The sequence below is a fragment of the Pseudomonas sp. MYb13 genome, from assembly GCF_002980075.1.
In the GTDB taxonomy this organism is placed as follows: domain Bacteria; phylum Pseudomonadota; class Gammaproteobacteria; order Pseudomonadales; family Pseudomonadaceae; genus Aquipseudomonas; species Aquipseudomonas lurida.
Genome location: NZ_PCQI01000004.1, coordinates 126,343 through 148,723, shown reverse-complemented (window position 1 = coordinate 148,723; position 22,381 = coordinate 126,343). Strand labels below are relative to the sequence as shown.

The window sequence follows — 22,381 nt, the reverse complement described above, 5'->3', positions numbered from 1 at the left end:
AGGCAGACAAATTGGCAAATTCGCTAGCCACAGGCCAGCTTCAACACTACAAGGATGATTTCTCTTGCCATCAGCCAAGACCCATACCGCGTTGAGTCGACAATGGGAGCTGCTGCAACATCTGCCAAAACGCGCCCCCGGAATCACAGTGAGTGAGTTGCTGACCCGCCTGACGGCCGCAGGCTACTCCATCAGCCGCCGCAGCATCGAGCGCGACCTGCGTGACCTGTCCCTGGTGTTTCCGTTGCAATGCAACGATGGGGGAACGCCCTTCGGTTGGTATTGGAAGCCGGGCGTGAGCGTCGAGCTGCAGGGCATTACCCTGACTGAAGCCGTCAGCCTTGCGCTGGTCGAAGATGCCGTGCGCCCGCTACTCCCGGGCAGCATGTTGAGCGTGCTGGAACCGCGCTTCGAGCATGCACGACAAAAACTCAAAGGCCTCGAAGACGGCAACCCCGCCGCCCGCTGGCCCGACAAAGTTGCGAGCGTTCGGCCGGACTTCAATCTTCGAGCGCCGGAAATCCAGGCAGAAACGCTGGAGGCACTGCAACAGGCCCTGATCAGCGAGCAACAGGTTCATTGTCAGTATTACTCGGCGCACACCGACAAACTTAGTGAAATGACGCTCAACTCCCTGGCGATTGTCCAGCGTGGGCTGATCACCTATCTCATCGCCACTGCCGCGCCGTATACCGATGTCCGTCAGTTCGCGGTGCATCGCTTTCGTGCGGTGACGGTGCTCGACACGCCATGCCAGGGGCTGGAGACGTTTGACCTGCAAACCTACCTTGCCACCGACGCTTTGCAGTTTGGCAAACCGGAGAAGATTCAACTCAAGGCCTGGGTGAGCGAACATCAGGCAAGGTTGATTCGTGAAACGCCCTTGAGCACGGACATGGTGCTGGAGGCGCTGTCGGATGGTTATCAGGTGCAGGCGACCGTCAACAATACCTGGCAGCTGCACTGGTGGATTTTGTCTTTGGGAGATTCGGTGGTCGTGCGGGAACCGCCGGAGTTGCGCCAGCAGATGGGAGACACATTGCGGCGGGCAGCTGCAGCATATGAACATGAGGAAGGCAAGGCGGGCCTGGCGTGACTCGCCAGGAGGGCTCCAGCCTGGCGGGATCAATGCACTTTGCGGGTTCTAGCGAAACGGTCGCGCCAGCCTGGCCTTGAAAGTTTCCAGCCGAGAAGCCGGCCGTACATCCAATGAAGTGTGTCGGCATGAGGGGCAAATGGAAAACCAATCGATCTCCTCACGCAACGCATCGCTGGGCGGCACCGTTGTTTTTTTCCAGTGGCATTGGGGACAGCTGAATGTGAAGGGATGGGGCGGCCAAGGCATGGAGATAATCCGTCAGTCGTAGAAAAATGAAATCGTCGACGCTGCACGGCGTCAGGCCGAATCACCGGCGCGTTTGTCCAGTTCCTGTTTCATTTCGTTGTATTCACGGAAGAACTCGTAGCCTTTTTTTATAACAACGATGACGCCAATAATTGCGAACAGATTTTTCATGCTGCGGTCCCTTATGGTTGCCTGACCCAAGCGGTTCGGTTTGGTGTAAACCATTCGTCCTGCTGATGAGGCGAGCATGAGGGCGATGCGCGACAAGACGTGTCGTAATCGGATGACTCAACGACGCCAAAGTACGCAATTTCGGATAGTGCGCAAGCGTGGTCAGTTCAGTTGGGCACAGCGCGGCGAACAGACGATACTTTTTAAGCCGAGGGTTGCGCCGTCCAAGTGGTGGTGCCACCAGTTGATTCAACTCGCGCCAGCCTTCCTTGAGCACTTGATCATGAAGGTGAGCATCACCCGTTTTAAGCGATGCCCGAATACTCCAAAGGCATTTGGCGACGTGAGGGTCGGCGATTACCTCGGACACCTTGACCGTTACCATGCCCATTTTTAGTGATGACCTCACTTCCCCATAGCTGCTCCTTAAACGCGGGGCTGCAAAACTCGTCTTGATCGGCGTCCTGAACCTTGCGCAGGAACTCCGACAGCTTTTTCAACCAGTTTTGATACCACGACAACTCACGATGCTGAGCCAACACTGCTTCACAGGCTGCCTTGAGATTTGCGTCATCCTTCAGATTACCGCCACAAGCCATGCCCCTTATTGTCCTGTTGGGCGAGCGCACCTAATACAGTCTTTGCTATATATTTGCATGCGAAGTTACACCCTCCCCAGGAGAATCCAGCCTGTGACACGGGCTCCTGACCCATCATCTTTCGGGCAAACGATTAACATGAGCGGCTAGCCACTGAATACGTGCTCACGGTGCCAAGTCAAGTATTTCAAATGACGGTCATGAAGGCTACGCAATCGGCATTGCGGGTTAATCCCAAGTGCCAGTTGCAGTTCAGTCGTCAAGGTTTGCGCAATAACAATATTGCCCTCGTCGGTGAAGCTGATCAGCCCCTGGTCAAAGGCTTGATCCAGGTTGGGCGTTAGAAGCAGTCCGTTAAAGGGATCGAGTCGCTCCGGATGCGTCGCGTCACGCCAAGGCTTGATGTGAGAAGCGCGCAGCATGGAAGCGAGCGCTATACCGCTGACAGCACAACCTTGCCAATGCTTGAGCAGAGCGTGGCGATAAACGCCTTGTCCCACTCGCGCTCGAATAATGGCTTCGCGCTCGGTACTCTCAATTTGCTGCCCAAATGATGATTGCTCGAATAACTCAATCAGGCTGAATTCATCTTCCAATCGCTGCTCGCTGGCCGTCGATTCGCCGGTAAGCACTGCGAACAGGCTGCGAAAGTCTTCATCATCCTCCAAATTGACCGCAATACCGGTATTGCTGGTTGAGCCCAGCGCGAGCGGAAATACTTCCAGGCTGGTGCTTTTATAGGTCTCATTGGGAGCGCTCTGCGTAAATGCCTTGATTTGCTCCCAATGCACTGACTTGCGGAATGCCGGGTGCAAAACCAATGGTTGGAGTCCTACGGCGCCGGTAGCTTTATGCTTGACGAATAGCGGGTACTCAAGCGCCGGGTGCACATAGCCTCTAGCGTAGGCCTTCCCTTTATACTTCAAGCTGCAACCATGGCCTTCCAGAAGCCTGCAAATTTCCAGCGAATCGAGCATGTACTCCTCCTAATGTCTACACAGTATCGGAGCCAAATCACGGGGCCTTGCACCAAGGCCCTCGTGCCTCACACCTAGGGCAGTAAAGCCTGCAGAATCTCCACCTTGCGCTGCAACTGCTCCACATGAGCCTTCTCCGCCCGAAGCGCCGATTTCAACTCGCGATTCTCTTCGGCGTGCCAGCTCAGCCGCTGCTGGCGCTCCTTCGTGGTCGCATGCCAATGCTCGAGCAACCTCCAGGCTTTGTTAGTCTGCAGATACTGCACCAAAAGCATCAGCAGGATCATCAACAGCATCAGCATCGCTACCGACGCCGTCCAATCCCAACCATCCATAAACATGTCCCTCATGTCGTCAACTCCAAATTTGCCAGAGTCACGATATGTAGTGTTAAGCGACACGTCTAGAATGTAGACTTATACAGGTAAAGTATTCACTCACATGGAGGCGACATGAAACGCAAGCAAACCATCGCGCAGGTCCGTTGGGATCTCGCCCTTCGCTATCGTCTGATTGAAACCGTCGCATGGTGGGAAGGCCGGCTGACCACGGTGCACTTGACGCAGAGCTTCGGCATCAGCCGTCAGCAGGCATCCAAGGACATCAACACCTACATCACCGAGCATGCGCCTAAAAACCTTACATATGATCGACAGATCAAGGGGTACGTGCCGAGTAAACAGTTCAAGCCACTGTTCATCGACGACAGCGCCAGCGCATACCTGCACCTGCTTTACCAGAACAATGCTCGAGCGCCACATGTCGAGGGGCTGGCGTTGGCCTACGCCCATACCAAAGTACTGGAGGTGCCTGATCGCTCGATCAAGGCCGAGATACTGCGCCCACTGCTCAAGGCTTGCCGGGAGCATCTACGCCTGGACATCGACTACGTTTCGCTCAACAGTCCCGAACCTGAAGGGCGAACCATTGCACCGCATACGCTGGTTTACACAGGCATGCGCTGGCATGTGCGCGCCTACTGCGAAAAAAACCGCGAGTACCGGGACTTTGTACTGAGCCGACTGCGTGGGGTTCCTGAACTGATGGACGGCGAGACCGAGAATGGCCTCTCGTGCGACGCCCAGTGGAATAGCGAAGTCAACGTCATCATCAAACCCGATGAGCGTCTGACGGTGATGCAAAAAGCGATAATCCAGGAGGATTTCGGGATGGTCGATGGGCGACTGCAGATTCCCTGTCGCCAGGCGTTGGTCAAGTATGTGTTGCAGCGCTATCAGATTGATCCAAAGAACATGGACCCGAAACCAGAGGCGCAACAGATCGTGGTGGAGAACCTGAAGGAGTTGAAACCTTGGCTGTATGACTGATACCGGTCCCTTTCGACAGCCCTGTTCGCGACAACCTTGCCGCTGGCACTCGACTCCAAAAAATACCGAGCCCTGACGCAGTGCGACATGATCTGTCGCACGAGTGAATCAAGCTCTGTATCAGACCCAACGAGAGAACACGATATTGAATAATCTGGAAGCCCTGAAGCTGGTGGAAACCAAGTTCACCGAGATACTGAACGCCGACAAAGTGTCCGACCTGCAAAAGATGCTGACGTCCGATTCCCTGCTGGAAAAATGGCAGATGGACCGCAACAAGTACCCAGAATTGCAGTTGAAACTGACGGACCAAGACATCAGTTCCCTCATGACTAAGGTTGGCAACGATCTTCGCTTGCATGCGGACCTCAGCGCCAAACTGGAAACTCCTCTGGAAAAGCTGCTCTACGCCCTGGTCTGGAAAAATGGCGACCTGCAAAAGGTGGCGCACATCATCAAAGGTGCAGCCGATGTCAGACCAACATCGCTGACTAACGGCCCAGGCCAGGTATTCAGACAGTTCGGCCGGCACCTGGCCGATCGCTCGGAATCCATTGTCGATCAGCACGTGCTTCGGGCCTTCGAACTCTATGAGCAGATCAACGACCCAGACTTTTCCAAGATCAAGACCATTCGCAAGAAGATCAACTGGGACAAGGATGTCGCCTGCATCGAGCGCTACAAACGCTGGCTCTGCGAGCACTTCAAAGAGCGTCAGGATGCCGAACCTGGATTCGTGGTGAACATCGACATGGCGCTCTTCGCGCTCGGTCGAGCGGTAAAGATCACCAGCAAGCGCGGCAACGGTGAAGCAGCGTAATCCCATCGCCATCGAGGACAGCGCCATGAAAACCTACAAAGCCTTTATGCAACGAGTGGTTGCCACCGCCGGCCCCCAAGCCAACTTCACCATCACGGTTCAAGCGGTGACCTCTGCCATGGCAAAGGTCACCGCTGAAGCCCAGTACCCAGGCTACAAATGCCTGAACGCACCCACTCAGGTGCGTTGAAGTCTTGCCAGTTCATCCTGCAGTTGCAGCGCCAGCCCACTGGTTCGCTGCACATTGCGACTCACCGCTCCTTCAAACACCCCTGGACTGGCTTCAACCAGGCTGAACCATTGTTTGGCACGGGTGATGGCGGTGTACAACAGTTCCTTGGTCAACACAGGGTTCAGCGCATCGGGCAACACCAAAGCCGTATGGTTGAACTCTGATCCCTGGGACTTGTGCACCGTCATGGCGAAGACAGTCTCAACTTCCACCAACCGACTCGGCATCACGAAACGTACGCCGCCGCTGCCATCGTTTCGCGGGAAGGCCACACGTAGCACACGCTCTGCAGAGGAGCCTGGTACCCAGAGTGCAATGCCAATGTCACCATTCATCAAGCTCAGACTGTAATCATTGCGGGTGACCAGTACCGGTCGCCCTTCGTACCAACCCTGATCCCCCGACAACAACTCACAGCGGCGCAGTTCGGCGGCCACTCGCTGGTTCAGCCCTTCAACCCCCCAAGGCCCGCGACGCAGCGCACAGAGCAGGCGGAACTCATCGAACGCGCCCAATACTTTGCCAGCCCAACCGGCCCAGAGGGCACTGTCCCAGGGAGTGTCTTTCGCAGGACGCTGGTCTCGTAGCTGCTCAAGGTAATGACGGTAACCCGGGGCATCGCCTTTGCCGTTGATAATCAACTCTGTGAGTGCGGCATCATGCTCGCCTCGCAACTTGAGGTTGAACAGCTGAGGCAATTGCTGATCAAGCAGGCTTCGTGCTTCGGGGGCGTTTTTCTCATTGACCAGCTTGGCCAGACGCCCAATGCCCTGCTGGGCGTCGAAGCGTCGGGAGTAGCGCAGCATGACGGTTTGCTGGGCCAGCGGATCGCCAGCACCGACTGCCGTTTGCAACCCCGGAGCGCTGACCGACTCGCCACTGTGGGCTTCCAGCCAGGCCACTGTTTGCTCGCTATAGCCGCCGGCTTCAGCGTTGCGACAAAGGTCGCCCAACACGGAGCCTGCATCCACCGATGCCAGCTGATCCTTGTCACCCAACAGAATCAAGCGCGCCTGCCGAGGCAAGGCATCGAGCAAGCAAGCCATCATTTCCAAGTCAATCATCGACGCTTCGTCGACCACCAATACATCCAGCTCCAGTGGCTTATCCCGGTGGTGAATGAAGTTGCGCGAATCCGGTCGACTGCCCAACAGACGGTGCAATGTGGAAACATCCGTCGGGATCGCCTCCTGCACCGGGGCGCTGACCGGCAGCTCACGGACGGCCTTGCCAATGGACTCGGACAAGCGTGCTGCTGCCTTGCCGGTGGGGGCGGCGAGGCGAATGCGTAGCGGTTTTCCTTCCTCCACGGCCGGTGTTTGCAGCAGCCCCAGCAAGCGCACGACCGAAGTGGTCTTGCCGGTGCCGGGGCCGCCGGTGATGACACTGAAATTGCCTCGTGCCGCCAGCGCACAAGCAATTTTTTGCCAGTCGCTGCGGCGTTCACCGTTAACTTCGAAGGTGTCAGGGAACAAGGCATCGAGCCGACTGGAAAGTTTTTCCGGTGTTACCGCGTCCACGCTCAAGCGGGCACTCAACGCCTGGGCAATGTTGCGCTCGTAGTTCCAGTAACGACGCAGGTACAGGCGCTGTCCGGTCAACACCAACGGCCGTTGCGGAAAACGCTGTGCCCCGTCCCGATCCTCCACCAGCGGGCTCAAGGCCAACGCCCGGCGCCATTGCGCGACATCCAGGCCCAGCAACCATTGCGACGGTAATTGGCCGCCCTCCTCCCCTTCAGGACGTAACGACAACACAAAGTCAGGCGCTTGCAGGGTAGCGACCAGATCTAGGCAGGAATGCCCGCGACCCAGTTGATGACTGGTCATCGCGGCGGCCAACAACACACTGGCCTGGGCCTGAGGATCCTGTTCAAAGATGAAGGTGGCGAATGAGCGATCCAGTGCGCGCAACCAGCCTCGGCTCACCCAATTGTCGAGTTGATGCAGCAGCTCGCTGCTGTCGGCATCGCCAACGAACAACGGCGGGTGATCAACGTTGCGCTGGCTGTTGCTCAGTTGCTTAAGGGTCTGGCTCATGCGCTGAACTCCGCGTGTTGGCCCATGAAGAGTTGGTCCAGTTGTTCAATCAACTGCCGTGGCGGTCGTTCGAAATGCACACCATGGGTGGGCGCCTGGTGCCCACGGACGAACAGGTATACCGCCCCGCCCATATGCTGTTCGTAGTCATACCCCGCAAGGCGCAGCTTGAGCTGACGATGCAACGCCAGCAGGTAGAGGCACAACTGCAGGTCGTAACGTTTGTTCAGCATGGTCTCGGCCATCGCCTCGGCGTCGTAGGCCTGATCGTTACCGCCCAGCCAGTTGGACTTGTAGTCCGCCACGTAGTAGCGACCTTGATGTTCAAAGGTCAGGTCGATGAAGCCTTTGAACATGCCGTTCAACTCGTTGGCGGCCAGTACTGGACGCGGTGCACCACCCAACGTGTATTGGCGCACCAGTGCATCAAGGCGCTGAACGTTCACTGACCGGCTGGAAAACCAGAACTCCATCTCCACCTGATAGGTGCTCAGGTTCGAGAGTTTGCATTGGGTACCGTTGAACCGCAGCGGTGCATTCAGATAGCTGCCCAGCCAGGCGGACAGTGGCTCGATCCAGGTTTCCCAGTCGCGCAGGTTGCAGCGTCGGGCAACGGTGTTATGGAGGGTTATTGGATCTCCAGCGGTCTTGGCAAAACCTTCGCGACCGGCCCATTCGAACAGTCCATGGAGAAAGGTGCCAGGTCCTGCGCCCCGAGGGAAACCGTGAATCCCGGCCCCTGCCGGCAAGGCTTCAGCTTCGTCCTCTTCCTGCAAGTTGGCTTCCAGCGCGGTCGCCGGCTCCAGGCTGATACCCGGCTCCGCCCCCTTCAGGACATATCCGTCGGCAATGGCCAAGGCCGAGTAACTGGCAATCCACCAATTTGCCGCGAGCTTGTGCAAGGGCCGCAAGGCTGGCCCCACCGGTGGTGTAGTGGGTGCCGTGTGGACATTTTCCGATGGTGCTGGCGCTGCGCACACCTCAATGTCCGGGCAGCCACTGGCCAGTGCCTCGACCACGCCGGGCAGACTCTCTGGGGCTATCGGCTTCTCCCCCGCCAGCATGTAACCCAGGCCTGCCTTATGCAGATCTGTCGATTTTCCTCCGGTCTTAAATCCCTTGGGCGCTACGCAGATCCAGGTGGCGTAACGGGCTCGGGTCAGGGCAACGTAAAGCAGGCGCATTTCTTCGCCCATGCGCTCATCGTTGGCACACCCTTGTGCCGTCTCGGCCTGTTTACCTTTGGCCAGCTCGATGACCAGATCCATGTTGTCGTGAAACATCGGCGGTGTTGTGCTTTTGCCATCGATCTCCCTTGCGCTACAGGCGAACGGCAGCAGCACCAAGGGGTATTCCAGGCCTTTGGATTTGTGCACGGTGATGACCTTGATCAGGTCCGAATCGCTTTCCAAGCGCAGAATTTCTTCTTCGCTCTGGCCATCCACCTGCTCGGCCAGATGACGGATCAGCGCATGCTCGCCATCGAGTTCGGCGGCGCTGCGCTGCAACCACTCGGCCAGGTGCAACAGGTTGGTCAGGCGACGCTCCCCCTGGTCTTCCAGAAGCAAACGGGCCGGGACCTTGAACGTGGCAAGCAGTTTTCGCAGCATCGGCAGCACGCCCTGTTGCTGCCACAACACGCGAAAATCCCTGAACAGCAGAACCTGTTGTTCCCAGAACAGCTCATCCTGATTCAATTGCTCCAGGGTCTGCCATGTCAGCCCGACGCTGCGGGTCGCCATTGCCGCTCGCAGCAGCCGATCGCTGGTGGGTTGAGCGCAGGCACGCAAGATATACAAAAGGTCCTTGGCCTCTTCGCTTTCAAAGATCGAGTCTCTGTCGGAGAGATAGACGCTGGCCAGTTGCCGATGGGCCAGGGCTTTACGGATGGCTTCGGCCTCCTTGCGATTGCGCACCAGAATGGCGATATCGGCGGGCCGCAGAGCAACAAATTCACCGTTGCCCTTCAGTAAACCGGAACGCTGGGTTGCAGCGGGATCAAGCCAGGCCTGAATCGCCGACGCCGAAGCTTCAGCGGCTTTACGCAAGTAGGTGGCGTTATTGATCACACCCTCGGTTTTCAGCTGCCAGAACGTGAGGGCCTGTTGATTCGTACCGATGACCTGCAGCACATCCTCGCGCCCATTGGCATGGACGCTGATGAACGGTACCGGGTTGTCCTGATCTTGCGTGGCAAACCGAAACGCGCCCCGAGGCTGGGCTTCGGCGTAGCGGAAGCAATGGTTGGCCGCCTCGACCATCGCCTTGGTGGAACGATAGTTGGTCCCCAGTGTGTAGTGACGGCCAGCCGTGGCTTTTCGCGCCTGGAGGTAGGTGTAAATATCCGCACCGCGAAAGGAATAGATCGCCTGTTTCGGGTCGCCAATCATGAACACGCCGCAGTCATCCAGGTTGTCGGGAATGCGGTAAATGGTTTCGAAGATCCTGTACTGAACCGGGTCGGTGTCCTGGAATTCATCAATCAGGGCGACCGGATACTGCTTGCGAATGGTCTCGGCCAGACGCGGGCCCGACGGGCCTTGCAAGGCCTGGTCAAGGCGATTGAGCAGGTCGTCGAAACCGATTTGCGCCCTGCGCACTTTCTCGGCATTGAACGAACATTGCACCTCACGCAGTGCATGCAGCAGCAGTTGCGCACGCACCTCGGTTTTTGACTCCAGATGATCGACCCACGTATCGATGGCCTGAAAAGCGGGGTGCACGCTGACAACGCCGCCTTTGTTAACACTGAACCGGGTTTGCCCACACTTTTGAACATGAGCACAGGCTTCGTCTCCCAGGCTCCATTTCGCGATTTCACCAAGCATCTGCTCGAAGGTTTCGGGAGTCTTGGTTGGATAGGATTTTCCGCTCAACTTCGTTCGTACATCACGCAGCAGCGTATTTATCCCGGCGACATCTCGCGACCACTCAGCTCTGGCACGGTCCTCAAGCGCAACACATCGCTGCTCCCAATCGATAGGGGACTGCAGAAGCGCATCCAATCGTGCCGGAGCGCTGATCGATGCCCCTGCCTGCCGGAACTCCGCGTCTGCCCGCGATAGCAGAGGACTGAGCGCCTTCTGTAGATCAGTCGGGGTTTTGAAGCAATCGGCCACCACCTTGGAGAGCGCCGGTGACAAGGCATAGAAATGCCGACGCCAATAATCCCTGACCACCTCCGCCAGCAGCTCGCTCTGGTCGGCTTCCAGTGTTTGAGTAAACAGGCTGCCACTGTCGAAGGCGTGCTCACGCAACATCCGATAACACCAGCCATGAATGGTCGAGACCGCCGCCTCGTCCATCCACTCACCTGCCAGTTGCAACCGGCGCGCGCAATTGGGCCATTCCTGCGGCGGGTAATCGGCGCGCAGTTGCTCCAGTAAATTGTCGTGTTCGTGATCAGGCTCCAGGAAGCACAGCGCCGCTTCGGTCAAGCGCGCACGAATACGGTCGCGCAGTTCCTGGGTCGCGGCATCAGTAAAGGTTACGACCAGAATCTGCGGAGGTGTCAGCTGATCCTTGAAGGCGGCCTCGCCTCCATGACCCAGCACAAGGCGCACGTACAACAAGGCGATGGTGAAGGTTTTGCCGGTACCGGCACTCGCTTCGATCAGTCGGCTGCCATGCAAAGGAAAGTCGAGGGGGTTCAGATTCAGCGGATTCATTGGTCGCTCCCTGCGCGGCTCGAAGAAAGATGATTGAACAGGCCGCCATACAGGCGCTTGGCCCATGAGGTGAAATGACCGGAGGCGCACAGTTGGTCGAAATCCGCGTACGCACGGCGCAAGGCGAAGGAGCTGTCTGCCTCGCCAGAGCGCATGTACCCGCCCTCGAACGTCTCGCGGGCCTTTTCGGATGCCGAGTCGTTGTCTTCCCCACCCTCCTTCGCTTCTTCGAGCCAGGCGAATGCGCTTTTACAGGCGATTGGCAGCGGTTCACGCATGCCCGCCACCCAGGCCTCGAGCAGCGATTTCAACTGCGTCTGCGCCTCTTGCGGGGCCATTGGCCGGAACACCACGTCCCCATTCAAACTGACCAGAATCGAGGTGCAGCCCGGCTCACTCAGCTGCAACGCCAGATGGCGCACCCAGGGACGAACCAGGTTGTGCCAGCGCCAACTGTCGTCGTTGCACAGCTTCTTGCTGTCCAGCTGCAAGTAGGCACGCTCACCTTGGGCATTGCGGCGAATACCGCCCAGCCAGTCACTCAATCCCGGGGCCGATTCATGAGCGGCGATCGTTGCGGCGGTTTGGCCCTCCTCGACCTCCGGCCACGCCTTCAACTGCACGTGGTAACGCTCGAGCATATCCGGCAGCGGCTCGGCCAGGGCCGATGCGCTCAACGTGCCGAAGCCACCCAACGGCAACTTGCCTTCGCGCTGCAAACGCTGAAGCTGCAGATCAAGCTCAGCCCCGGCGCCTTCAGGCTGATAATCCTCTTCAACCCAACGCTTGAGCGCCTGGCTGAGCCGGTCCTGGTGCTGCCAGTTCTCAAGCCCGTCGAGCTGAAAGGTTTCGTCGTCGCGGCTGGTCAATTCGTCATTGTCGAAGTTGACCTTGAGCCGTTGCTGGAAGAACGCCCCGACGGGGTCGCGCACAAACCCGGCCAGTTGGCGCAGGGTTAAAGGCGTGTCTTGGGCGAGTGCTGGCAACAGGTTTTCCGATGGCTGCTGATCTGGCGAATCATGCACCTCACGCCATTCGTGAGAGTAAGTGAACAGCCCGTCCGGCCCCGGCTTGTCGGCAAAGTAGGCGGCGCTGAAAGGCTGTAGCGGGTGTTCCCGGGTCAAGGCATGCAGCAATTTGCCAGGCTGCGCCAAGCGCCAGCCGCTGGACAAGTGATCACGCAGTTGCCCGATCAGTACCGAAGGTACGCGCTCACTGTTGTCGCGGATGTTGCGGCCAACCCAACTGATATACAGCTGTTCCCGGGCCGACAACAAGGCCTCCAGTAACAGGTAGCGGTCATCCTCGCGGCGCGAGCGATCGCCGGGACGGTAATCGTTGCGCATCAGGTCGAAATCGACTGGCGACCGTTGGCGCGGATAATCGCCATCGTTCATGCCTAGCAGGCACACCACTTTGAAAGGGATCGCACGCATAGGCATCAACGTGCAGAAGTTCACCGCACCGGCGAGGAAACGTTGCGACAAGCCGCCATCCTCGATGCCGGATAGCCAGGTTTCATGCATCACGCTCAGCGGCAATGGCTCGTTGAATTGCGCGGACTCACAGGTGCGCAGCCAGTCATCGAGCAGTTTGAGCAACTGGTTGAGCAGTAATTCTTCGCCATCCCCCACCGGACGGAAGAACACCTTCAACAGCGATTGCAGGCGCTCGACCCAGAGCACCGGTGTCGCTGGCTGCTGCAGGTCTTCGCGGGCGACTTCCAGGTGATCGAGCAGGGTCAACAAAGGCCCTGCCAATGCCGCCTCCAGCCCGGACACTTCATCGTAAGGCTCGATGCCATTCAGCTCGGGCCCTTGACCGGCTGCGTAGCCCAACAGCATGCGGCGCATCCCGAAACGCCAGGTGTTTTGCTCAAGACCTGCGGGCATGTCCAGGCTCTCGCGCTGTTGCGCATTGAGTCCCCAGCGCACACCGGCACCATCGATCCAGCGCTGCAGGATCGGCACATCCGCTTCCTTGATGCCGAAGCGCGCCCGCAGCGCCGGCACATCCAGCAGGTCGAGAATATCGCTGACGGCGAAGCGGCTATGGGGCAGTTTGAGCAAGTGTTCGAGGGCGATCAGCAATGGCTGGCGGCCACGCTGCCCCTGATCGGCCAGGGTAAAGGGCAGATAACGAGGGTCATGACGCGGCACCTGACCGAACACGGCCTCGATATGCGGTGCATACGTATTGATGTCCGGCACCATCACAATCACATCACGCGGGCTTAGCTCAGGATTGGCACTGAAGCGAGCAAGCAACTGATCGTGCAGCACTTCCACTTCACGTTGCGCACTGTGGACCACGTGAAAGCGTACCGAACGATCCTGTGCAACATCGACAGGGTCCCATACTTCGCGGGTTTCAGCCAAAGGACGCAATTCAAGAATGTCGCTTTGCAATTGACCTAGGAGGCTTGAAGGTGGCTCGTCATTGAACAGGTCGATACGTCCGCCGTTCAGGCCCTCGAACAGGTGTCGATAACTAGTCGGCTCGTCATAGTAGTCGAGCAAATTGATGTAGTCGCGACCTTGCTTACCCCAAGCGGCGAGCAATGGCTGGCCATGTTGGCTCGCCGCTATAGATGTGCTTCTGTTTGGCTGGCGGCGATAGGCATGGCCCAGCAAGTCTTTGTCAGCGACGATATCGCCCCAATGGTGGCGACAAGGGTTGTGCACACACAGCAATACCTGGCTGTAGCGCGAGAGTATGGCCAGAGCTTCGAGAACCTGTGCCGGCATAGACGAAATACCGAACACCACCACACGCCGAGGCAACCTAGCCGGGGCCTGCCCTGCTTCACGCAGGTGTGTGACAAAACGCTTGTGAACACCGGCGCGGCTCTGCTCAAGAGCGCCCTCACCAACATCCGCCAATACTTCCCGCCACAGCTCCGCTTGCCACAGGTTATCGGGATCCAGCGGTTTCACACCGCCTTTGATGTGCTTTAGCTGATCACGCCCGGCCGCCCAATCCTCCAGCCAATCGGCACGATAGACCTGATACTGATCAAACAGGTCCGCCAGCCGCTCGGAGAGTTGGTAGAGTTTGCGCTGATCGTCATCCTCCTGAAGGAATCGCCGCAAATTGCTGAAATTGGCTTTACTTAGTAATTGAGGCAGCAAGCGCATGAGTCGCCAACTCAGTGCCGCCTTGTCCAGCGGGGAGGACTCTGGAGTCGTCTCAGCCCCCAATACAGACCTGTAGGCTTGCCAAAGGAAACGCGCAGGAAGTTGCACATCCAACGCTGCGGCGATACCGCAGCCACCATTATTAGGATCATCAGCCAACGCCAGCTTCAACCATTGAGCAATACCGTTGCTGTGCACCAGCACGACTTCATTTTCCAACGGGGCCAACGGGTAGCGCTGCATCCAGCTTACCGCTAGCTCACGCAAATCGTCCAAGCGATTACCGTGAATAATCATGAAGCCGGGCTTCAACGAGTCCGCATCCTGCATAAACGATTCCCTCAGGTCTGAACGCTCAGCTCTGCGATATAGAGCAGCAAAAGGCCATCACTTTAATCCGATATGGCTATGCGTCACCACCTCTACGAAGGTCTGCACCACCACCATCCATGGGAGCGGAAGATAGGCTGCTCAATGTTGCTAGAAAAAGCGTAACCGCTCCATGAACCCCACATTCAAAGCACCCGCGTGATCCCGGATGTTGTGCTCCCGATTTCTTTCTGGAGCCCGTTCGTCAAGATGCGCCCCGACGCAAAAGTCGAAAAAATCTATCTCTACACCAAGCCCGTCGACTTCCGAAAATCCATCGATGGCCTGGCTGCGCTCGTCGAGCTGGATATCAAAGTCGCCGTGTTCGACCCCGTGCTCTTCGTTTTCTCAACAAGCCGCGCAACCAAGTGAAGATCTTGTACTGGAAGCGCAATGGCTTCTGTCTTTGGCTCAAGCGTCTAGAATCCGAGCGCTTCAAAACATCGCCCGATGTCACCGACGAGACGATTGTCCTCACTGTCCAGGAACCCAACTGGATACTCGACGGCTTTGATCTCTGGCGCAATCGACCTCATCAGGTTTTGACGCCGCGATTCGTGGCCTGATTCGGTGTGATCCGGGGCATGAATTCCGTGCCCGAAACCTCCCTGACGAGCTTCAATTGCTCAAGAAAATGCTTGGGAAGATGCAGTCGCGAGTCGGTTTTCTCGAGGCGCAGTCCGTCGGCTCCGAGATCCGTGGGGTTTATGGAGCGCTTACGAAAAAGCTGGCTGTTTGCACAGGACAACTTCTCAGCCACATACCTAGCCATCTGTGCTGATAAAGCAGCTAAAAAGTAGCAAAACACGTAAAAACCTGTGCTGTTTATAGACAGGTCACGGCCTGATGCTCAATGCGACCATTAACAGCGACATTCGCCCTATGAAATAGCTAAGTAAGCAGTTCCTCGATCGTTTTTTATATAGGAAACACCCACTAAATCCGCTCTGAACCTCATTCAAAAAAAAATCAAACCTATATCACGTAAATGAACGCTCAACGAGAGCGCTCCATTAACCCCTAACACGTGTGATAGTGAGGATTTTTGAATGCATACCCAATGTCCAAATTGTAAACCCAATCGCGTAACGACAATAAACGCTGGAAGAAAAACTGGTGGTGTTATTGGCTCTGTAGGCGGTGCAGCCAGTGGTGCTGCTGGCGCCTTATCTGGAGCAGAAGTAGGTGCTGCAATCGGGCTCGGAGGACCTGTAGGGATTGCTGTCGGCAGCATCGCTGGAGCAATTCTCGGCGGATTATTTGGAGGCGCGGCAGGAGGTATTGCTGGAGCAGCGATCGGAGAACAAATTGATGAGAAGTTTCTAGATAACCACCAGCGCTTGCATTGCGGATACACATTCAGTGTTCGCAACTAGAAATAGACCAACTTCCGGATGAACCCGCACCTTCATTACTACAAATTTTTTATGCGTGCTGACTCACACCATGCACCTGCTATCAGGAGCTTATTAATGAAATACCATAAACTCAGAGCCGGAGAAAAAATCCGGCACTTACGTCATTGCAATACCATGACTACGAAGTCTTTGCTTTGCTACTGCTCGATACCCAGCACCGAGTAATTGCCTTTAGGGAGCTTTTTCGAGGCACACTGAACAGCGCCAGCGTGTACCCAAGGGAGGTAGTCAAGACGGCCTTAGAGCGCAACGCAGCAGCCGTGCTATTGATCCACAACCATCCATCAAGAAATCCAGAACCAAGCCGGGCAGACCGCGAGCTGACCATCAAGTTAAAAGATGCCCTCAATATGGTGGGCACACGGACGCTTGATCATATCGTCGTGGCCTGTGAGGGCTGTGTATCACTGGCAGAGTTGGGTTACCTATAGCCTGCTTCTTCCGCCTGAAATGGTTACCCTCGGGTGAATCAGGGATAAACCACCAATGGGGACATCTCGCAAGTAGATCACTCAACCGTAAGTGGTTCACAAAAACACCTCAATCGAAATGCTTCGATTGAGGTGTTTGCATGAGTGTTTTCAGCAGATTTTTCTGAATGTTAGTCCTGATCAATGTGCGACATCATGCCATTGACATCAACCGCACGTATGTACTGTGCAGGGTTGTCGTCATTGGCGACTTCCTCAAAATGCCTTTCACCGCATTTTATTTTAGCACCCTCAACATGGCGCAGATCGCCCCACCATGTGCTGCCTTTGGTTTCTACCACGAAGTACAGTTTTTCCTGGCCTTCATCTTCGACGACCACCGCCCAGTCCGGGTTATAGGTGCCAAGTGGTGTTGGAATTTTGAACCAGGACGGCAGCTTCGCGTACACCTTTACGGCTTCATTTTTTTCCAAATCTTCGGCGAAGGTCTTCTCTACGCCTGCCGAGTCATAGACGACGTGTGTGTAGACTGACTTCTGCGCTTCCAAGGTATTCTTCAAATACCCTTTCAGCTCTTCCTGCTGGAAAAGCTCCTGCGCATAGAAGTGTTCATCGCCGATTTTGCTGTATTTGATACCATCGACCAGGGCCAATCGCTTGGTGCGGTTAATAGCCTCTGACGCGTAGTCGATGAACTGTTGCGGATTGCGGGCAAAATCTTGCAGACGATGGCTCTCTTTAAGGATTTTGACAATGCTGCCGCGGGTGAGCTGAGTCTTGTCCTGGAGGTCGGTGATAATGTCCGGAAGTTCGATGTCATTTTCATGAATAGTGGTGAAGCCGGATTTGAATGTCTCTTCTGATGTCACACCGCCCTTGCCAATCGCGATGTCAGCTTTCCGGAATTGCGCCCTAGTTTTGGTGATGGGCGGGCAGTCCAGAATAGCCCTTGCGCAATCGGTAATGAGCTTATCGTTGTTGAAGTCAACCCGGTATGTGGTCTTGTACTTGATACGCTCCCAGAGCGCCTTGAATGCTTCGCTTTGAAGAACGGCCTCGCGGGTGCAAATAATTCTGCGGTCATCCGCATTTTTGATATCGAGCTTGCCTGCCAGTTTCTTAAGAATGCCCTGGATATCTTCTTCGGCTATCTCCGCCTTGCTGCCAAGATCAGCTTTGATATCGTCTGGTAGCTTAAAGCTGCCATCCTTCAGGGCCGTGCGAAGCGAGTCCTGAACCTTGCCTTTGGCATCAACAAAGCCCTCAGCTTTCAGGAATTTCCAAATCTTTTCAGATTGGCCCACGCCGAGTGGTGCCGCCTCGCCGTTATCGTCGATTATTAGCACCGTCGCAAACTGGTGAGACTCAACGATGCCGAAGCGGATGCCGGTATCTTCTTCAATTTCCTTCTGAAGATTTTCGGCAAACTCTTCATAGCTCTCAGTCGCAATGACTGTCAGCGTATTGATGTCAGACCCGCGCAAGCGCTGCCCGTCCTGGTTGACGCAAAGGCGCAAGCCTCGCCCGATTGTCTGACGGCGCTCTCGCTCCGAACCCATATCGCGCAATGCGCAAATCTGGAAGACGTTCGGGTTGTCCCAGCCTTCTTTCAGAGCAGAGTGAGAGAAGATGAATTTGAGCTTGGTATCGAAGCTCAACAGTTTCTCTTTCTCTTGCATAATCAGATTATAGGCACGCTCAGAGTTATCACGACCGGCCTGGTTATTTTCCGCAGTATCTACGAGCCTTTCCTTCTTATCGATGGAAAAATAACCGTTATGGACTTCGGAAGCATTTGTCTCTAGGTCAATTTCCTTGAAGAGGCTTTGGTAGTCGCTGGAGTTTGCGAGTTTGGTATATTCCTCTTCAAACATCGTGGCATATTTGCCTTTGACTGCTTGGCCATCTTCGTCGTACTGACGATAATGCTCAACGCTATCGATGAAGAACAGGCTTAAGACCTTGATAGGCTGCTTGTTGGCAGCAAAGGTCAGCTCCTTATCGAGATGCTCTTTGATTGTCCGGCGGATCATCAGACGCTTAATCTCATCAGGGCTAACGCCGCCTACGGCGTCACCAGGGCGCAGAGTCTCGTCGATTCCCGGTGCCTTGATCTGAATAGACTCGTTGTTCTTGCCGCAAGTGATCGTGCCAATCTGCATGTTTTCGTAAATGGCACGATTAGCAATCTGCTCCAGATCGTCACCATCTTCAACTGTCAGTGTCTCGCGGCTGATTTTTTGCCCACGCTGCACATCGATTTCGATTTTTGCAGTGATCGAACCTTTACGGTTATGAGTGGATTCGAGCTTTATATAAGGCTTGTTGTTACCGCCCTCGATCTGGAGGGAGGCAACCTCAATCTGTTTGACCAGGCCCTGGTCATAAGCGTCAACCGCATCTAGACGATAAACCATGTGATGCTTATCGACATGCGTTGCCGAATAACGCAGTGTGCAAAGTGGGTTCATGGCGTCCAAAGCCTTTTTACCCTGCCCTTGCAGACCACCATCCACGCTTTGCGGTTCATCCACGATAATGATCGGGCTGGTGGCCTTTATCAGGTCTATGGGCTTTTCGCCGCCCGTATTTTCATGTTCTTTATAGAGATTATTGACTTCCTTTTTGTTGATAGCGCCAACAGTCGTCACCATGATCTGGATATTGGAACTGGTGGCGAAACTACGCACTTGCCCGGGCTTAGATGAGTCGTAGAGAAAATACTCGTAGCCTTTCGCTTTGGGATATAAATTCTCGAAATGGTCGCGCGTGATTTTAAGCGTTTTATTCGTGCCTTCTTTAATGGCAACAGAAGGCACGACAATTACAAACTTTGTAAAGCCGTAATTTTTATTCAGCTCAAATATCGTGCGCAGATAAACATAGGTTTTACCTGTGCCCGTTTCCATTTCTACCGTGAAGTCGCCACTGGCGAGGTTACCAGCAGGGCGTAAACCGTTAGCGAGCTGGATAGCATGTAAATTATCGAGAAGCTCTTCATCAACCAATTGCAGGCGATTACCAACACCAAGCTCATTTTCCGCCAGACCAAGTGAGGACTGTGGCCCAGATTCTGTACGATAGGTAACCGTGAATTCCGAGCGCGAGATTTCCTGCCCTTTAAAAAGGCTGACGACGGATTCTATTGCCGCCATCTGATAGTCAAGATTGTCTTCAAAATGCAGCTTCATCAGTGACACTCCTTACAAGCTGCGAACATGGGTAATGCCATTCTGTTCCAGAATGGCTGCCATGTTGGTCTTCGCTATGTCATCACTGAATGCACTGTCGCGGAAAAAGACATGCGTATCTGAGGACGGACTCAGCTCTCCGTACCATTTGAGAATTCCCTGGGCAATATTTTCAACATCGGCCCGGGTGATAGACTCATCAAGGCACGCGAACAATACACCGTAACCAATGCTGTAGACTTCTTTGCCGGATACATTCCTGCTTTCGATTGGCACAGCCAGATCGATGCCGCGCTTGATTAGAAGCTCATAAAGAACATCTTGCTCGGTACGCCCTTCAATCAAGTGCTCCTGATGAGAAAGTAGCGTCTGTTCGAGATCGGTACGATCCGGGCTCCATGCACGGATGTTGGAGCTTGAAAGTTTGAAAACTTTAAATCCTGCATTAGAGGGAGACTTATTAACCGAACAGCGCTTTAGTCTCTCTTTTGTGACATCCGAAATTTTTGACAGACCAAGCTTTCTGGCAGTAATACCATGAGGTTTGCTCTCATCGATTTCTTCTGGTAACTGCACCAATATGAACCTAGACTGTTCGGTATCAAAAACAGCTGCGCCGGTAGTTCCAGAGCCCGCGAAAAAATCGAGAACAATATCTCCTGCGTTAACGCCAGATACTTTCATCATTCGCTTTATTAGCTCTGTAGGCTTTACCGTATCAAAAGGAACCTCACCTTCAAAGGTGGCTTTTAGCTCTTTTACGCCTGACCTGGTGGTTCCAGAGTCTTTTGCAAACCAAATTGTTTCTGGCGTACGCCCATCAAGGTCAGCGAGGTAGATTTTTCTGATAATTCTTGTTTCGTCTTCACTGAAGAATATCTCTCCCGTAGCAATTTTGCTACTAAGAGTCTCCTTACTCCATCGCCATCCGTTATCAGGAGGATTAATTATCTTTCCGGACGGAGTTGTAATTGGATACTTAAGATTTTTCCTATACAGAGCGTTTCTAACATCGCCCGTTCGCCAATCCCCCTTTGGATCATTATCTTGGTTTGAGTAAGCTTTATTGTCCTCGTCCGTTCTTTCAAGGGACATCAGCTCAAAGTCCTCCGACTTTCTATACATCAATATATGATTATGATGCACGGAAAATATTCCGGAGTAGCCTTTTGGCTGAACACTATGCTGCCAAATGATGTTGGTAATGAAATTCTCTTCGCCGAACACTTCATCGCAAAGCATTCTCAATCTCGGTGCTTCACTATCGTCAATGGATATAAATATTGCGCCATCGTTTTGCAGCAACGACTTTGATAGCTTTAATCTTGGATACATCATGTTGAGCCAATTGGTGTGAAATCGACCAGAGCCCTCAGTATTGCTGGACACTTTCAAGCCATCGCTGTCTTTCTGCCCAGTATACTGCAAATATGTATCTAGATTATCCTGAAAATTATCGGGATATATGAATTCATTTCCAGTGTTATATGGCGGATCAATAAATATCATTTTGACCTTGCCAGCATAGCTCTTTTGCAGGAGCTTCAACACCTCAAGATTATCGCCTTCAATAATTAGGTTTTTAGTCGTATCCCAATCGACACTTTCCTCCGGGCAAGGTAATAACGTGCCCGTCGATGGCGTTAGTGCAATCTGACGAGCCTTTTTCTTTCCGTGCCAACTAAGACCATACCTTTCTTCGCCTTCGTCAACAGCCCCGGCATCACCCAGAAGTTGTCGTAGCGTATCGAAATTCACCCCACCCTCTCCGAAGGCCTCAGGGAATATGCTTTTAAGCTGTTCAATATTTTCGTTGACGATGTTCGCGCTTTCACCGTCCTGTAGAGTAACCAAATCAATAGCGGGCTTGCTCATTAAATGCTCTCTCTAATTTTTTCAATTACGTCATTAATCTGTTTGATCTTGGTATTCAGCTCAACCTGTCGCCCCATCTGCCGTTCTTTCTTCAGCTTATTGGCGATTTCTGTCTTTTGCAGGGTGAGCCTTTCAAATTCGCGGAGCCGATCTAATCGGCCCTCGCGTGGTCTCGTACCTTCGCCTTCTGCTGCCCCCCGCTCATAATGTCCGCTATGAGCAGCACAACTAATAGCTATGACACGCTCAGTAAGACTTTTATAGAAACTAAGGAAATTGGTGAAGGAAAAGCTGTTGATATTACAGTCTTCCAGAAAGGTTGCCTGCGTCGCTGTTGGCATGGCAAGGTCTATCCAATCCGTATAAAGGGGGTCTTCGACGACCCATTTTTCCTTGTCCGCCTGGTTGATGCGCTTGTCGGACAGGCTGAGGCAGATCTGGTTTTCATGGGTGAACAGCAGGATGAGCGGGTATGGGATCGACCGCTGCATGAAGGTCGCAATTCGCTTCAACCGTTTAGTCGATGTCAGATCCACCTGGAGAACTGCGATTTCAGAGAAGTCGCGCTCGCTATCAACATACGCAGCGACGTTGATAGTCGCGGCTTTTAGGGTGTAGAGCCAGCGGATCTTATCAACGTCGTCCTTCAGGGCCGTTTTATCGGCGATGTCCAGCACCCCGTTTTCAAGAAAGAGTTTCTTAAAAACGGGTTTGTTCAATTCACAGGATCTGGGAATTGAAAGATGGTCAATGAAGGCTTCCAGTGTACCTGGCGACATAG

General features: G+C 54.5%; 15 protein-coding genes and 2 pseudogenes. 7 read left to right on the top strand and 10 right to left on the bottom strand.

The window, feature by feature from the left end; genetic code table 11:
- Positions 1–64 precede the first annotated feature (64 nt).
- Positions 65–1,096 (top strand): YafY family protein, encoded by a 1,032-nt coding sequence (locus CQ002_RS10040; protein WP_105162721.1) that lies wholly within the window; start codon positions 65–67, stop codon positions 1,094–1,096.
- Positions 1,097–1,396: 300 nt separating this feature from the next.
- Here the strand turns inward: CQ002_RS10040 and CQ002_RS28310 are convergent, their stop codons facing one another.
- From CQ002_RS28310 to CQ002_RS10020, 4 genes are all read right to left on the bottom strand, one after another.
- The gene (locus tag CQ002_RS28310; protein WP_177431159.1) at positions 1,397–1,612 is read right to left on the bottom strand and encodes a hypothetical protein; all 216 of its coding nucleotides are present in this window, start codon (positions 1,610–1,612) and stop codon (positions 1,397–1,399) included.
- 209 nt (positions 1,613–1,821) lie between these two features.
- Entirely contained in the window at positions 1,822–2,145 is a 324-nt protein-coding gene (locus CQ002_RS28305; RefSeq protein ID WP_177431164.1) for a hypothetical protein, read from the bottom strand.
- A gap of 116 nt (positions 2,146–2,261) precedes the next feature.
- Positions 2,262–3,092 (bottom strand): HNH endonuclease, encoded by an 831-nt coding sequence (locus CQ002_RS10025; RefSeq protein ID WP_105162723.1) that lies wholly within the window; start codon positions 3,090–3,092, stop codon positions 2,262–2,264.
- A gap of 74 nt (positions 3,093–3,166) precedes the next feature.
- Entirely contained in the window at positions 3,167–3,442 is a 276-nt protein-coding gene (locus CQ002_RS10020) for a hypothetical protein (protein WP_017528827.1), read from the bottom strand.
- Between the two features lie 102 nt (positions 3,443–3,544).
- Between CQ002_RS10020 and CQ002_RS10015 the strand changes: the two genes are divergently transcribed.
- From CQ002_RS10015 to CQ002_RS28300, 3 genes are all read left to right on the top strand, one after another.
- Positions 3,545–4,420 carry a YafY family protein gene (locus CQ002_RS10015; RefSeq protein ID WP_105162724.1) on the top strand — a complete coding sequence of 292 codons (876 nt, stop codon included), beginning with the start codon at positions 3,545–3,547 and terminating at the stop codon, positions 4,418–4,420.
- A gap of 103 nt (positions 4,421–4,523) precedes the next feature.
- Positions 4,524–5,240, top strand: a complete 717-nt coding sequence (locus CQ002_RS10010; protein WP_177431163.1) for a hypothetical protein — start codon at positions 4,524–4,526, stop codon at positions 5,238–5,240.
- Positions 5,241–5,265: 25 nt separating this feature from the next.
- The gene (locus CQ002_RS28300; RefSeq protein ID WP_017528830.1) at positions 5,266–5,430 is read left to right on the top strand and encodes a hypothetical protein; all 165 of its coding nucleotides are present in this window, start codon (positions 5,266–5,268) and stop codon (positions 5,428–5,430) included.
- Here CQ002_RS28300 and recD read toward each other — a convergent pair.
- The 3 genes from recD to recC are packed head-to-tail and all read right to left on the bottom strand — an operon-like array spanning position 5,418 to position 14,646.
- Positions 5,418–7,511 carry an exodeoxyribonuclease V subunit alpha gene (gene recD, locus CQ002_RS10000; protein WP_105162726.1) on the bottom strand — a complete coding sequence of 698 codons (2,094 nt, stop codon included), beginning with the start codon at positions 7,509–7,511 and terminating at the stop codon, positions 5,418–5,420. The genes CQ002_RS28300 and recD overlap by 13 nt on opposite strands.
- Positions 7,508–11,179, bottom strand: coding sequence for an exodeoxyribonuclease V subunit beta (recB, locus tag CQ002_RS09995; protein ID WP_105162727.1), 3,672 nt, complete (start codon positions 11,177–11,179; stop codon positions 7,508–7,510). The genes recD and recB overlap by 4 nt, the downstream gene beginning before the upstream one ends.
- Positions 11,176–14,646 (bottom strand): exodeoxyribonuclease V subunit gamma, encoded by a 3,471-nt coding sequence (gene recC / locus CQ002_RS09990; RefSeq protein ID WP_105162728.1) that lies wholly within the window; start codon positions 14,644–14,646, stop codon positions 11,176–11,178. The genes recB and recC overlap by 4 nt, the downstream gene beginning before the upstream one ends.
- Positions 14,647–14,895: 249 nt before the next feature.
- Between recC and tnpB the strand changes: the two are divergent.
- The 3 genes and pseudogenes from tnpB to CQ002_RS09975 form a co-directional block, all read left to right on the top strand.
- Positions 14,896–15,251: pseudogene (tnpB, locus tag CQ002_RS28820) on the top strand (IS66 family insertion sequence element accessory protein TnpB).
- Positions 15,252–15,734: 483 nt separating this feature from the next.
- The gene (locus CQ002_RS09980; RefSeq protein ID WP_105162729.1) at positions 15,735–16,061 is read left to right on the top strand and encodes a hypothetical protein; all 327 of its coding nucleotides are present in this window, start codon (positions 15,735–15,737) and stop codon (positions 16,059–16,061) included.
- A 140-nt stretch (positions 16,062–16,201) separates the two neighbouring features.
- Positions 16,202–16,534: pseudogene (locus tag CQ002_RS09975) on the top strand (JAB domain-containing protein); the annotation flags it as partial.
- 170 nt (positions 16,535–16,704) lie between these two features.
- Here the strand turns inward: CQ002_RS09975 and CQ002_RS09970 are convergent.
- The 3 genes from CQ002_RS09970 to CQ002_RS09960 are packed head-to-tail and all read right to left on the bottom strand — an operon-like array spanning position 16,705 to position 22,379.
- A complete protein-coding gene (locus CQ002_RS09970) occupies positions 16,705–19,725 on the bottom strand; it encodes a type III restriction-modification system endonuclease (protein ID WP_105162731.1) in 3,021 nt (1,006 codons plus the stop codon).
- A 12-nt stretch (positions 19,726–19,737) separates the two neighbouring features.
- Positions 19,738–21,600, bottom strand: a complete 1,863-nt coding sequence (locus CQ002_RS09965) for a site-specific DNA-methyltransferase (RefSeq protein WP_054920536.1) — start codon at positions 21,598–21,600, stop codon at positions 19,738–19,740.
- On the bottom strand, positions 21,600–22,379 hold the full coding sequence (locus CQ002_RS09960) for a DUF4391 domain-containing protein (RefSeq protein ID WP_054920533.1): 780 nt from the start codon (positions 22,377–22,379) through the stop codon (positions 21,600–21,602). Before CQ002_RS09960 ends, CQ002_RS09965 begins: the two co-directional genes overlap by 1 nt.
- Positions 22,380–22,381 lie beyond the last annotated feature (2 nt).

What these genes read in the sequence shown, in the direction of transcription:
- CQ002_RS10025 (WP_105162723.1), bottom strand. Translation starts at nt 3,092, where the DNA reads ATGCTCGATTCGCTGGAAATTTGCAGGCTTCTGGAAGGCCATGGTTGC.
- CQ002_RS10020 (WP_017528827.1), bottom strand. Translation starts at nt 3,442, where the DNA reads ATGAGGGACATGTTTATGGATGGTTGGGATTGGACGGCGTCGGTAGCG.
- CQ002_RS10015 (WP_105162724.1), top strand. Translation starts at nt 3,545, where the DNA reads ATGAAACGCAAGCAAACCATCGCGCAGGTCCGTTGGGATCTCGCCCTT.
- CQ002_RS28300 (WP_017528830.1), top strand. Translation starts at nt 5,266, where the DNA reads ATGAAAACCTACAAAGCCTTTATGCAACGAGTGGTTGCCACCGCCGGC.
- recD (WP_105162726.1), bottom strand. Translation starts at nt 7,511, where the DNA reads ATGAGCCAGACCCTTAAGCAACTGAGCAACAGCCAGCGCAACGTTGAT.
- recB (WP_105162727.1), bottom strand. Translation starts at nt 11,179, where the DNA reads ATGAATCCGCTGAATCTGAACCCCCTCGACTTTCCTTTGCATGGCAGC.
- recC (WP_105162728.1), bottom strand. Translation starts at nt 14,646, where the DNA reads ATGCAGGATGCGGACTCGTTGAAGCCCGGCTTCATGATTATTCACGGT.
- CQ002_RS09980 (WP_105162729.1), top strand. Translation starts at nt 15,735, where the DNA reads ATGCATACCCAATGTCCAAATTGTAAACCCAATCGCGTAACGACAATA.
- CQ002_RS09970 (WP_105162731.1), bottom strand. Translation starts at nt 19,725, where the DNA reads ATGAAGCTGCATTTTGAAGACAATCTTGACTATCAGATGGCGGCAATA.
- CQ002_RS09965 (WP_054920536.1), bottom strand. Translation starts at nt 21,600, where the DNA reads ATGAGCAAGCCCGCTATTGATTTGGTTACTCTACAGGACGGTGAAAGC.
- CQ002_RS09960 (WP_054920533.1), bottom strand. Translation starts at nt 22,379, where the DNA reads ATGTCGCCAGGTACACTGGAAGCCTTCATTGACCATCTTTCAATTCCC.